10 protein-coding genes are annotated in these 12854 nt (G+C 51.6%); 8 read left to right on the forward strand and 2 right to left on the reverse strand.

The window, feature by feature from the left end:
- From METMK1DRAFT_RS16460 to METMK1DRAFT_RS07890, 4 genes are all read left to right on the forward strand, one after another.
- The coding region (locus METMK1DRAFT_RS16460) for an IS200/IS605 family accessory protein TnpB-related protein (RefSeq protein ID WP_009072650.1) at nt 1-1035 on the forward strand (1035 nt) is incomplete at its 5' end.
- A 426-nt stretch (nt 1036-1461) separates the two neighbouring features.
- On the forward strand, nt 1462-3165 hold the full coding sequence (locus tag METMK1DRAFT_RS07880) for an acyl--CoA ligase (RefSeq protein ID WP_009072653.1): 1704 nt from the start codon (nt 1462-1464) through the stop codon (nt 3163-3165).
- Nucleotides 3166-3479: 314 nt separating this feature from the next.
- A complete protein-coding gene (locus tag METMK1DRAFT_RS07885; protein ID WP_009072654.1) occupies nt 3480-4862 on the forward strand; it encodes a TldD/PmbA family protein in 1383 nt (460 codons plus the stop codon).
- Entirely contained in the window at nt 4863-6116 is a 1254-nt protein-coding gene (locus METMK1DRAFT_RS07890) for a TldD/PmbA family protein (RefSeq protein WP_009072657.1), read from the forward strand.
- Between the two features lie 9 nt (nt 6117-6125).
- Here the strand turns inward: METMK1DRAFT_RS07890 and METMK1DRAFT_RS07895 are convergent, their stop codons facing one another.
- Nucleotides 6126-7736 (reverse strand): long-chain fatty acid--CoA ligase, encoded by a 1611-nt coding sequence (locus tag METMK1DRAFT_RS07895; RefSeq protein ID WP_009072658.1) that lies wholly within the window; start codon nt 7734-7736, stop codon nt 6126-6128.
- 46 nt (nt 7737-7782) lie between these two features.
- Between METMK1DRAFT_RS07895 and METMK1DRAFT_RS07900 the strand changes: the two genes are divergently transcribed.
- The 4 genes from METMK1DRAFT_RS07900 to METMK1DRAFT_RS07915 all read left to right on the forward strand — a co-directional run bounded on the left by METMK1DRAFT_RS07900 (nt 7783) and on the right by METMK1DRAFT_RS07915 (nt 12211).
- Entirely contained in the window at nt 7783-7968 is a 186-nt protein-coding gene (locus tag METMK1DRAFT_RS07900; protein WP_009072660.1) for a hypothetical protein, read from the forward strand.
- 129 nt (nt 7969-8097) lie between these two features.
- Entirely contained in the window at nt 8098-9306 is a 1209-nt protein-coding gene (locus tag METMK1DRAFT_RS07905) for an acyl-CoA dehydrogenase family protein (protein WP_009072663.1), read from the forward strand.
- Nucleotides 9307-11262 carry a 3-hydroxyacyl-CoA dehydrogenase/enoyl-CoA hydratase family protein gene (locus METMK1DRAFT_RS07910; RefSeq protein ID WP_009072665.1) on the forward strand — a complete coding sequence of 652 codons (1956 nt, stop codon included), beginning with the start codon at nt 9307-9309 and terminating at the stop codon, nt 11260-11262.
- Entirely contained in the window at nt 11255-12211 is a 957-nt protein-coding gene (locus tag METMK1DRAFT_RS07915; protein WP_009072667.1) for an alcohol dehydrogenase catalytic domain-containing protein, read from the forward strand. The genes METMK1DRAFT_RS07910 and METMK1DRAFT_RS07915 overlap by 8 nt, the downstream gene beginning before the upstream one ends.
- A 227-nt stretch (nt 12212-12438) precedes the next feature.
- On the opposite strand, the gene METMK1DRAFT_RS07920 is transcribed toward METMK1DRAFT_RS07915, so the two are convergent.
- Nucleotides 12439-12854, reverse strand: a 416-nt coding sequence (locus METMK1DRAFT_RS07920) for a transposase (RefSeq protein ID WP_009072670.1), incomplete at its 5' end; no start/stop codon positions are given.

Genomic DNA, 12854 nt, shown 5'->3' on the forward strand with positions numbered 1-12854 from the left:
AGGAAGGATAAACCGGAGTACAAGAGGGTTATGATCACTATTCCTAACATGGTTAATTGGAAGTTTAACAAGGTTTCTGTCAGCCTCCTAACTCACAAGGGTTGGGTTGAGATACCCCTCAAGTTCACCAAGCAATTTACCCGCTACGTACATGAGAGTTGGAGGGTTTCGCAAGAGCTTAAGTTAAGATTAGTTGGTAGGAAAGTCCTAGTTTGGTTGACTTTTGAGAGGGAGGTTGAGGTTGAGTCCAAGGAGGGTAATCATATCTCTATTGACGTTAATGAGAATAACGTCACGGTAGCAGTCTTCGAGGGTTTTAAACTCAAGGAGTTGAGGAGATATGAAACTGGGTTAGGGAGGATTGTCATGAACTACTCCTTGAGGAGGGAAGAGATTACTAAGGGGCACTCAACTAAGGACGAGTTAATAAAGAAGAAGTTGAGGAAATTAAGGGAAAAGGAGAGGAAAATTGACGTGTTAAGGAAGACTGTTAAGAGAGTCGTGGAGTTAGCTAGGGATTTAAAGGCTAAGGTTATTGTTGGTAAGTTCTCCTCAAGGTCTAAGGATAAGATGGAGGGTAACAAGACTGCTAAGCTTAGGCATAGGATTCACCAGTGGAGTGTTGTTAAACTCGTGGAGATGTTGAAAACTCAACCTATAGACGTTGCGGAGGTTTCTGAGTCCTACACTTCCTCCATCAACCCATTTAACGGTGAGAAGTTGAAGAAGAGGAAACAGACAGTTGAGAGAGTTATCAAAGTTTTTAACCCTTACCTGATGACGGGCTCTGCTCACGAGGGTGGGGGTGTAAAAGTACTGAAGGTGAACGCTAGGTACTTGGAGAGCGGTGAAGTTCTTTTGGAGAGGGATTCTATTGCTCCCCTTAACTTGGTAAGGAAGGTGGATGGGAGGGTAGTGGTGTTTCCCTCGACTAGCCCCAATGAGTTAAGGGTGACCGTGTATGATCCCTTAAGAGGGGTGCCCGTGGCGGAATTAGAAGTAATTAAAAGTAAGGAAAAGTTACGCCACGGGTAAACACTGACTTGATAGGCTTCTCACTTTAAACCTTGTCCACCCTAGAAGGGCTAAGGTTTGCTGTTCCTTTATCAATTAGTCAGAAGGTAGCGGGTAAGTCAAGGTCGTTTCGGCTCAAGAATTGGCTGGCTCCCACTTACGTTAAAAGACTTTCATGCTCGTTCATTACAATTTTACATAAATCATGAAATCTTACATTGACGTACCTTCCACCCGAAAGGGGATGATCTGGGACATGAGCCCTCGCGGTTGGGCTCATGGAGTTCCGCAGCGACTCGTCATAAAGTTAGGTAGGCGGTCGAGCACTAGGTCCCTATACATAATGAGGATTTGGGCGTGGAATGAAATCGAGGTGTAGGGACAAACGATAACTCGATCTCGAGTGGGGAGCAGGAAAGTTTTTGTAATTCTTCGGTAAATTTACATATGGAACTCCAGAGCCTCATTAGGGAGTTCATCTCCCTCCAGGAGAGAGGTTTCACGGAGGATAAGATCAAGGAGTTCTTCCAGAATCTTATTAAAGTAGATCTCACTAAATTTAACTGGGTTAGAGACGTAGTTGAGCAGGTTCACCTTAAGGATAGAGCCAGTAAGACCGCGTTGCACTGGAGGGACATGTCCACTGGAGAGGAGGAGACTCTCACGTATCACCAGTTGTCCCTCATGGCCAACAAGGTCCTGAATCACCTCAGGAAGGCCGGAATGAGGAAGGGAGACCCGTTATACCTGATGAGCAGGGTGCACCCGTTACATTGGGCCACATTCATGGCCTCATTGAAAGGAGGATTCGTTTTGGTACCCAGTGCCACTAACCTTACCGTGAACGAATTGAAGTATAGGTTCTCCGACTTGAGACCTAAGGCTATAGTGTCAGACACATTGAGGGCCAGAACCGTGGAAGAAGCGTTAGGCGAGATGAAGGTGGAGAAGTTCCTCATTGACGGAAAGAAGCAAGGTTGGAACTCCCTTGAGGACGGTGAGGTGACTAACGCTGAGGCTGAGGACACCATGGGAAACGACGTAGTGATCAATTACTTCACTTCTGGAACCACTGGGATGCCCAAGAGGGTGATTCATACTGCAGTGAGCTACCCGTTGGGTTCCCTCTCCACTGCGTCCATAATAGGGGTGAAGGAGTCAGACAGACACCTTAACCTGAGTGCCACAGGTTGGGCCAAGTTCGCCTGGAGTTCCTTCTTCTCTCCTCTCCTAGTTGGGTCCACAATAGTTGGATTGAACTACGAGGGGAGGCTGGACTCACGGAAATACCTCAGCGAAGTGGAGGCTCTAGGCGTGACCAGCTTTTGTGCTCCACCTACAGCATGGAGGCAATTCGTAACACTCAACCTCAAGGAGTTCAGGATGGACAAGTTGAGGTCAGTGGTCAGTGCCGGAGAACCCCTCAATCCGGAGGTGATGAAGGCCTGGAGGGAGGGAACAGGACTCGTGATAAGAGACTTTTACGGCCAGACCGAGACCACCGCCATGGTGGGTAACTTCCCGTTCATGGCCGTTAAACCAGGATCCATGGGTAAACCCCACCCCTTATATAACGTCACCTTGGTGGATGACGGGGGCAGGGAGATAACCAGGCCCAACGAGATAGGCCACATCGCAGTGAGGTTGGTTCCAAGGCCATTGGGACTCTTCATGGGTTACTCCGACCAGAAGAAGAACGAAGAGGCCTTCAGGTACGGGTACTACTTCACCGGAGACAAGGCCTACATGGATGAAGACGGGTACTTCTACTTTGTAAGTAGGGGGGATGATGTGATTAAGACTTCGGACTATAGGGTAGGCCCCTTCGAGGTAGAGAGTGCCCTTCTGGAGCATCCTGCAGTGGCCGAGGCTGCTGTAGTCGCGTCTCCTGATCCAGTGAGATACCAGCTGGTCAAGGCCTTCGTGGTACTGAAGCCTGGTTACGTACCTTCAGAGCAATTGGCCAAGGAGATAAGGGAGAAGGTGAAGTCCTTACTGTCCTACTATAAGGTGCCCAGGATAATAGAGTTCGTGAGCGAGTTGCCCAAGACCATAAGCGGAAAGATCAGGAGGGTAGAGCTCAGGAGACTTGAGGAGGAAAGGAGAAGGAGGGGCGAAAAGGGAGAGCATGAGTACTTCTTCACACAGTGAACTGCCGATATCGCCCATCGCCGTTGTCATGCCCTTCACGGGATTAAGCGGACTGCTCAGATTCCGCCCTACAGTTCAAGGAAAACGATTGCTGTACTTTCCTCGGGTTTCGCGACGTTCAAGGGGTTTTCGCCTTGCGGGACTTCATGCGATATCGATCCTCAACCCCTAGGCCTCAGCCGGAACAACCGCGAGATTTTCCCTTCACTGGATGAGCTCACTCAAGGACGCCCCGTTGGTGGAAACTTCTATAGACCAAGATAATCTTCTCGGCCGTAGGGTAGATATTTATCTGGGCTCTCCTCAAAGAAAGTATGTTAGCTCACGAAGACGATCTCTTGAGGTTAACCCGCAGATTTCCCTATAGTTACGTGGAGACCAGATATCACAAGATATCCTCGAGGGTCATATCCTTACTTAACGGAGAGTTGCTCGGGGTTTATAGGGACGAGGAGGCAGGATATTCGGTCAGATACCTCAACGGACCCCTCTACTTCGTAGCCTCCAGGGATCCGGATGACCTCAGACCTACTACGGAGAAACACGAGGGATGGGAGCCTGGACTTTGGGATGGGGAACCAGTTTCTGGTAGCTACTCGGTGGAGGAGAAGCAGAAGCTTGACTCACAGAACCTTGAGGAGAAGATCTCCTCCTTGAGGGATATCTCAAGGGAGGTATTATCGCAGGATATAAGGTCCAAGATAAACAACTTAATCCTTACCTATTCCGAGAGCGTTGAGGAGAAGGAGTTGGTCATAAACGGTTCTTCCTTGATCTCTGGGAGGGTTCCTAGGGTCTTAATATCATTTAATCTTGTCATGACGGGAAACGGGAGGACGATCACAGCATGGTTTGAGCTCGGTCAGAGCGGAGGCCTAGAGTCACTCAATGAATTGAGGGTGAGAGAGCATCTCATAGAGAAGGTCAAATCACTGGATCACCTGCTCCAGTCTGGTAGGAGCGTGTCCCCTGGTAGGAAGGACGTGATTCTCAGCTCGGTCCTCTCGGGGATCATGGCACATGAGTCTGTGGGGCATCCCTTCGAGGCAGACAGGGTGTTGGGAAGAGAATTCGCCCAGGCCGGTACCAGTTACATGGCTGAGCTCGGGCTGAAGAGGATAGGGAGCGAGATGGTCAACGTGGCAGATGACCCGACAGTGCCCAAGAGCACAGGGTTCTTTCTCATAGACGACGAGGGTGTGAGAGCCAGGAGGAAATTACTAATCAAAAACGGTGAACCCAACGAATTCCTGCACGACAGGTTCACCGCCCCAAGGTTCAACTACGTGAGTAACGGTTCCGCGAGGGCGTCAGGCTTCGATAGGGAACCACTGGTGAGGATGTCTAACACCTTCTTCCTCCCTGGGGAGATGAGCTTTCAGGAACTCCTGGAGGACGTAAAGGAGGGGATATTCTTCAAGTCCTACATGGAGTGGAATATTGACGACATGAGGCTTGGGCAGAGATACACCGGACTGGAGGCCTATCACGTGAAGTCTGGGGAGATAGGGGAACCTGTGCTATTTCCCATCCTTGAAGGCACAACAAACGAGCTGTTGAGTTCTGTGGACGCCGTGGACGATTCCCTTCAGTTCTTCCCAGGTACCTGTGGAAAGGGTGATCCAGATCAAGGAATTCCGGTGTGGCTTGGCGGGCCAGACATGAGGTTGAGGAACGTTCCGGTCAAGGTGATATGAATGGAGGAGTTCATCAAGTTTCTCAAGGAGAGGGTGGAATCGTATGCAGTGCTCAAGAATGAGGTGGTCTCCACAGTTGTGAAGATAGTGGACAGCAAAGTCGAGGCAGTTCAGAGGATAAAGGAGACCTCCTACAACGTCATGATCAGGAAGGGGAGGAGATTTCTAGTCAGTAAGGTGTACACGCCGGAGCAGTTAAGGGAAGGATTAGGGATAATGGACAAGCTACCCGAGTCCAGAATAGTGCCCAAGGTTCACGAGCTTTCCGGGGAACGCAGAAGTGTAAAGGAAGACGATGGAATATTAAGGTTCATGAGTGACACCTCTTCCGTAGAGGATTTTCTGAACTCCAGGTATCAAGTTCACGGAGTTTTGAGTGCCTCCAGGTTCAAGAGAGAACTGGTCACCTCAGCAGGTTTTCACGGGAACGAGAGCAGGACGTGGTTCCAGGGTTACATGAGGGTTAGGAACGGACAGTACAGCGGTCAGTGGGCGTTCTCCTCCCCCAAATACGACCCAGAGAAGGTCAAGATAACTTTGAACAAAGCTGAAGAGTACGCCTCATATACCGAAAGGATTGACCTAGGTGACGGCTATTATGATGTGGTCTTATCTCCCATGGTTATGGCCAACCTAATGATGAGCGTAAGTTACATGGCGTCAGGCTACTCAATATTCACGGGGAACTCCATTTTCGCAAACAGGAAACCTGGGGATATGGTTGGAAGTGAGAAGTTCACGTTAATGGACAGACCGAGAGGCGAGGAACTGAACTCTTGGGACTTCGACGATGAGGGATTCCCAACGAGGGACAAGGCGATCATTAGCAACGGGGTTTATGAGACTCCCCTCCTCAACCTGGAAATAGCGGAGATCATGGGCAAGGAAAGCACCGGTAACGCGGGGTGGATCTATCCGAGACCCTGGACTCTCGAGGTGAAGGAGGGAGAGGTGTCGGAGGAGGGACTCCTCTCAGGTAACGTGGTGTTACTCACTAATAACTGGTACACCAGGTTCCAGAACAGGGCAGACGGACAGTTCTCCACTGTGGCAAGGGATGCCGTGATAGTCTTCAAGGGAGGTAAACCAGTAGGAACTACGTCAAGGGTGAGGATAGCTGATAAGTTGAATAATATCATCTCCAACGTCGAGGAGTTGAGCAAGGAGAGGTATTCCATAGCCTGGTGGGATGCCCCCTTACCTGGGGTCTACCCCTATACGTTGATCAAAAACGTTCACTTGAGCAAGGCTTGATGGGAAAATTCACCTCTGCCCTTCCTCTAATGCCTTCCTCAGGGCTTTCTTATCGATCTTGTTTGTGGACGTCTTAGGAAACTCCTTTACGAACACGAACTTGTCTGGTATCCACCACTTCTGTATCTTCCCTTCCTCGACCTTTTTGGCTAGGAAGTCCAATAACTCCTCCTCCCTCAACTCTCCTCTGGGGACCACAAAGGCGACAGGTCTCTCCCCCCACTTCTCATGCTTCATGCCCACAACTGCTACCTCACTCACCTTAGGATGGGTGGAGATCAAGTCCTCCAGGATCAAGGAGGGAATGAACTCACCTCCGCTCTTTATGGCGTCCTTATCTCTGTCCACTATTTTGAGATAACCGTACTCGTCAATCACAGCCAAGTCCCCAGTGTGCAACCAACCATCCTTCCAAAGCTTCTCGGTCCTCTCTGGGTCTTTATAGTATTCCCTTGTGAGCCAGGGCGTCCTTACCACTATCTCCCCTACCGTCTTTCCGTCCCTTGGGATTTCGTTACCCTTCTCATCTATTACCCTTAGTTTCACCAGGGGGATGGGTATACCTGTCTTTATCTGCTGTGCGAACCTATCATCTTCGGGCAAACCCTCAACCACAGAGTTATAATAGGCGACAGTGAGCACAGGAGCCGTCTCGGACAGACCGTACCCTACGGAGATGTTTACTCCCATTTTCCTAGCTAAGTAAGCCAGGCCTGAGGGAAGTGCGGATCCGCCTATCATTACCTTCCAACCCTTGAACACCTCTGGATTTCTCTCTGCCTCTGGGTGGGTAAGTATCATGTGGAGTATCGTGGGAACCATAGCAGAGAACGTTACACCTTCCCGTTTCATCAACGTTATCTCAAAATATGGGTCATATCTTCCTGGAAGAACATATTTAGTTCCCATGAGCATGGTGACGTAGGGGAAACCCCACTGATGGACGTGGAACATTGGGACCAGTATCATGTAAACGTCCTTCTGACCGGCTAGTAGAGGTGGTCTCCCTGTGACTAGAGCTACACTCATGGAGTGAAGCACTAAATCTCTATGGGTGAACCACACACCCTTTGGGTCGCCGGTGGTACCTGAGGTATAGAATATTGTTGCTGGGGTGTCTTCCTGTAGCTCGGGTTGTTGTAACCCCTCACCGGAGAGGAGCTCCCACAAGTCGTAGGTCTTGAAGGACGTCCTGACCTTCTCGCCTGTATCGCTGTAAGTTATTACCCCCCTTATTCCCTGGAGAAAGTTTCTGGCCTTCTCCAGGAGAGGCAAAAACTCGTCTCTGATTATTATCCATTTGTCCTCTGCGTGGAGCATAGTTTTCAACATGATCTCTGGGGGGTACCTGATGTTCACTGTGTGAAGAACTGCGCCGATCATTGGAATTGCGTAATACGACATCATGTAGACGTCGGTGTCCCAATCTACGACTGCTATCTTATCGCCCTTGGAGACACCGATCTTCTGAAGGGAGGCTGCCAGGGATTTCACCTTCTCTCCGAAAGAGGCGAAGGAATACCTCCTCCTGTCCCTATACACTATCTCCCTCGTGGGATAGACTGTGCATCCGTACTCAAGGATTTTGTCCAAGGTCAACTGGTAGTTATAGAACCCCATGAATATACGATCATGCAGTGAAATTTAAGTTTAATTACGTAATTTTATGAAAGAGAAATCAAGAGCGTGCAGGAGATTGGGCTTCTCCTATCTACTCGAGGAGCGAAACTTGAGGAATACCGCATTCAAGTCCCCTGCCAAGCTCGTTCTGACGATCCTCAACTCTGAGCGTGATCTCTCAACCATTCCCAATTGGGATGAACCTGTCCTTCCACTGGGATCTCTCGTCTAATACTAAGTTCAGATTGCAGGTTATCCATCCAGCCGAAACGTGCTAGTCAAGTTACGAACACCCTTATCAGCGCTTTGGAACATCTAACTAGTTTTATATTTTTCAAGATATATCTCAAACTGGTCTACCTTGTTTCCATTTGAAGGTCTACAGGATTTCGAAATCAAGCTAACCGAGGATCACGAGCTCTTCAGGAGGTCAGTTAGGGAGTTCGCTGAGAGAGTCCTCGCACCTAACGTCATGAGAATCGAGAGGGATAACGAGATTCCCCAGGAGATTTACGAGGAAGCCAAGAAGATGGGCCTCATGGGTGTGGGAATACCTGAGGCCTACGGAGGTCAGGGAGGGGACGTGATGATGACCACCATAGCCAACGAGGAGCTATCGAGGATTTCCCCAGCGTTTATGGTAAGAATAGGGGCAAACCACCTCTTCACCACCCCCGTGCTCCTCTTCGGCACAGAGGAACAGAAGAGGAAGTACGTTCCTCCTGTGGCCAGAGGCGAGGTATTCGCAGCCCACGCCAACACTGAGCCCGGAGCGGGAAGTGACGTTGCGGGGATAAAGACAGTGGCCAAGAAGGACGGATCACACTGGGTATTAAACGGTAGAAAGTACTTCATCACAGGCTCTGACAAGGCCTCCTACCTGGTCGTATCGGCTAGGACAAGCCCTCCCCCCAACAGGGCTGAGAGGTGGAAAGGGATAACCTTCTTCATAGTGGAGAGGGAGTGGCCCGGCGTAAAGATTGGGGGCAAGATCAATGTGATGGGCCTCAGGGGGGAACAGCCCAACGAGGTGATCCTAGAGGACGTGAAGGTCCCTGAGGAGAACGTTTTAGGGAAGGTGGATGAGGGGTTCAAGGTAGCAGTTACCACTTACGATCGGGGGAGAGTGGGCGTAGCTGCCCAGGCCGTTGGGATAGCCCAAGGGGCCTTTGAGCGGGCCTTCAACTATTCCCTTCAGAGGCAGGCCTTCGAGAGACCCCTGATCTCCTTCGAGGGCGTGGCCTTCAAGTTGGCAGACATGTTGGCCCACCTGGAGTCGGCGAGACTTCTCACCTACTGGGCCTCAAACTTGGCGGAGAAGAACAGCCCTCAGGCCGTGATGGCAGCGTCGCTGGCGAAGTTGATAGCCACGGAAGTTGCGGAAGAGGTCTCCTCCCTGGCCATAAAGATACACGGGGGAGCTGGAGTGGAGGTGAGGACAGGAGTGGAGAGATATCTCAGGGACGCGATGATAACTACCATATATGAGGGAGCTAACGATATCCAGAGGCTCATGGTCATCAGGGACCTAGTTAGGAAAGTTGTGGGTAGAACCGTGGAGTTGGTTTGAATGAAGGTGGCAGTGATAGGCTCAGGAGTGATGGGTCACGGCATAGCTGAGCTCTTCGCCATGGCAGGCCACGAGGTGTGGATAAACGACGTCTCCGAGGAGATCTTGAAGTCAGCACTCCAGAGGATAAGGTGGAGCCTCGAGAAGTTGGCAGAGAGAGGCTCCCTCAAGGAGAACGTAGACTCGGTCATGTCCAGGATACGCAGCTCTGTGGATCAGGAAAAGACGCTCAGGGGAGCAGAGTTCGTTGTGGAGGTCGTCAAGGAGGACTTGGAGTTGAAGAGGGAGATCTTCAAGAGGGCTGAGAGGTTGGCGAGTGAGGGAGCTACGCTGGTGAGTAACACCAGTTCGCTTCCCATAACGGAGATCTCACAGGGTCTATCTCACCCAGAGAGGGTCGCAGGGATGCATTTCTTCAATCCTCCGGTGCTGATGCCACTGGTTGAGATCGTGAGGGGCGAGGAGACCTCTGAGGACACTGTGAGGAAAGTGGCTGATCTGTCCAAGCAGTTAGGTAAGGAGTTCATCGTAGTTAGGGACGTGCCGGGCTTCTTCGTGAACAGGATTCTGTTGAGGATAATGGAGGCCGGGTGCTTCCTGGTGGACAAGGGATTCGCCAGCGTGGAGGAGGTGGATTCGACTTCCATGGAGGAGTTGGGTTTCCCCATGGGCGTCTTCTTATTGGCAGACTATACGGGCCTAGACGTTGGAGCCAGCGTCTGGAACGCCGTGATCAAGAGGGGATTCGAGGCTTATCCTTGCAGGAAGGTCCAGGAGTTGGTGTCCCAAGGGCACTTGGGCGTCAAGAGCGGGAGGGGATTCTACTCCTATCCTCAGCCGGGGAAATTCACGAGACCCCAATTGCCATCAGCTAAGCCTGGGATATCCCACTTCATTTTGGCCCCTGCCGTCAACGAGGTGGCAAGCCTCATAAGGCAGGGAATAGTGAGCGTGGAGGACTCGGAGAAGGGTTGTCAGCTGGGGTTGGGACTCCCCAAGGGCATGTTACGGTACGCTGATGAAATAGGCCTGGACAAGGTGATGTCTGCACTGGAGGAGATGAAAAGGTTGACAGGAATGGGGCACTTCTCCCCAGATCCGTCGCTCATCACGCTCATATCTCAGGGCAAACTGGGAAGGAAGACCGGGGAGGGGTTTTATAAATACGAGGCCAGGGAGAGAACGTTCACCACCATTTACGTGAAGAGGGAACCCCCTGTTGCCTGGATAGTTCTGAACAGGCCCTCAAGGTACAACGCGTTGAACTGGGACATGGTCAAGGAGCTCAGCGAGGCCTTAGACGAGTTGGAGGAAGACCCTGAGATTAGGGTGATTGCCGTGAAGGGGGAGGGTAAGGCCTTCTGTGCTGGGGCAGACGTACAGGAGTTCCTGTCTCTCACTCCAGTTAAGGCCATGATGGTTTCCAGGAAGTTTCACGAAGTATTCTTCAAGATCCAGTTCCTGACCAAGCCAGTTGTGGCAGCCATAAACGGGGTGGCCCTAGGAGGCGGATTCGAGCTGGCCATGGCGTGCGACGTGAGGATAGCTTCCAAGATCGCGGAGATGGGTCAACCTGAGGTAAACTTAGGGCTGATCCCAGGTGGCGGGGGTACCTTCAGGTTGCCGAGGTTAGCCAAGAGGAGGGGGCTGGAGTTAGTTATCACTGGGGAGAGGTTGAAGGCCCAAGAGGCACTGGAGCTGGGACTTGTAGACAAGGTAGTAGAACATGAGTCACTGGAGGACGAAGTGACGAAGTTTGCCGAGACTGTCTCATCTAGACCTCCCTTGGCCGTGGCGTTAGGGAAGATGGCCGTCAACACCGGAAGGGAGACGAACTCCTGGGTGAGCTCCGCCTACGAGGCGAGCCTCTTCGGTCTGCTATTCAGTACCTCAGATTTCAAGGAGGGAGTCAGGGCGTTTCTGGAGAGGAGGAGACCAGAGTTCAAGGGTGTGTGAACTGAAGGCCCTAGCCGCAGTTTTGGAGGAATATGGGAGACCCCTCGTCATTAAGGAGGCTGAAATAGGGGAGGGTATACTCCTCAAGGTAATTGCCTCTGGGATTTGCGGTAGGGATCTAGTGATATGGAGGGGAGGCTTCAGAAACCTGAGACCTCCCCTGGTGATGGGCCACGAGATATACGGCGAATTGGACGCTAGACCCTACGGGATCTACGGGATGGAGAGCTGCGGTAGGTGCAGATTCTGTCTCTCAGGCAAGGAAAACCTCTGCGAGGATACAAGGTTCTTCGGTGAGAAGAGACCTGGAGGCTATGCCAAGTTCGTCGCGGTAGAGGAGAGGAACCTCTTTCCTCTGCCGGACACTCAGTACGAGAAGTACGCTGCAGGGGTGTGTCCGCTGGCTACAGCGATACACTCGAGTAAGTTGGCAGGCGTTAGGGCTGGTGACAGAGTACTGGTAACCGGGGCGGGAGGAGGGGTGGGAATTCACATGATACAGTACCTCAGGCTCTTGGGAGCGAACGTCGTATCCGTGACCTCCCCTGAGAAGGCTAGGTACGTCTCTCATTACTCCGACGAAGTCATAACCGAGAGGGAATTTTCCAGGTACGTAGGGGAAGTGGACCACGTGATGGAGCTGGTCGGCTCTGAGACCGTGAATGAGAGCCTCAGGGCTCTAAAAAGGGAGGGAACGTTGGTTTTAGTGGGGAACGTGACCGGGAGTGAGATCTCGTTGAAGAGACCTGCCCTCACCATAATGAGGGAACAGAGGATCGTGGGATCCGCTGCGTATACCAAGGCAGAGACCATGGAGGCTGTAAAGCTCATACATGAAGGGAGAATTAAGCCTGTATTCAAGAGGTACCGCTTAGACCAAGTGAACGAGGCGTTAAACGAGCTGTCCAGAGGCTCCGTGTTAGGGAGAGCGGTGTTAGTCATGGAGTAGAATAGGAAGAGTATGGCTTTTTCAAATTTTTATGAATTTGTATCCAATTCTCAACCATAGAACTTCAACGGAGTCAGGGCCGACCCGTTCCCTCTCCGCCCCCTTAGCGGGTTGACCCCACCCAACGGGCACTCCATGGGAAACTAGCACACCTTCGGTTACCGTCAATCCTCGTCGGGATACCTTTGCTCCATCGGGTGTGACTATATTACAGCAGTTATGGGACTTTAACGTAACTTAAAGATTTTCATCAGCCCCGGCGGTCCGCCTAAATGACGTTCAACGAACCTGAGGAACGCCTCCACGCTCCTCAGGTTAAGAGCCCCTATCAGCTCCCTGACGACGTTGGTCATGATGGTAAAGATCGCGAGGTAGCCCTGGAGCCTCTCCCTCCTCCAGAACGAGGAGTCCTCCAGTCCAAGGGCCTTGACGTCCCTGTGGAGCTCCTCGATCTCCCACCTCATCCTCCAGGCCTCCTCGATCTCCTCCTCGCTGAGCGAGAGGTCGGTCGTGTAGAGGCACTTCACGTGTGTCCCGGAGTCACGTTTATATTCCCGGACTAGCAACTTTACCGTAATAGCTCGGTCTCCCAGGGTCAGGTCGGCGAAGTAGACTCCGGGGGGTAGGTCCCCCACTCGGAGGT

Source organism: Metallosphaera yellowstonensis MK1, assembly GCF_000243315.1.
Taxonomy (GTDB): Archaea; Thermoproteota; Thermoprotei_A; order Sulfolobales; family Sulfolobaceae; genus Metallosphaera; species Metallosphaera yellowstonensis.

What these genes read in the sequence shown, in the direction of transcription:
- METMK1DRAFT_RS07880 (WP_009072653.1), top strand. Translation starts at nt 1,462, where the DNA reads ATGGAACTCCAGAGCCTCATTAGGGAGTTCATCTCCCTCCAGGAGAGA.
- METMK1DRAFT_RS07885 (WP_009072654.1), top strand. Translation starts at nt 3,480, where the DNA reads ATGTTAGCTCACGAAGACGATCTCTTGAGGTTAACCCGCAGATTTCCC.
- METMK1DRAFT_RS07890 (WP_009072657.1), top strand. Translation starts at nt 4,863, where the DNA reads ATGGAGGAGTTCATCAAGTTTCTCAAGGAGAGGGTGGAATCGTATGCA.
- METMK1DRAFT_RS07895 (WP_009072658.1), bottom strand. Translation starts at nt 7,736, where the DNA reads ATGGGGTTCTATAACTACCAGTTGACCTTGGACAAAATCCTTGAGTAC.
- METMK1DRAFT_RS07900 (WP_009072660.1), top strand. Translation starts at nt 7,783, where the DNA reads ATGAAAGAGAAATCAAGAGCGTGCAGGAGATTGGGCTTCTCCTATCTA.
- METMK1DRAFT_RS07910 (WP_009072665.1), top strand. Translation starts at nt 9,307, where the DNA reads ATGAAGGTGGCAGTGATAGGCTCAGGAGTGATGGGTCACGGCATAGCT.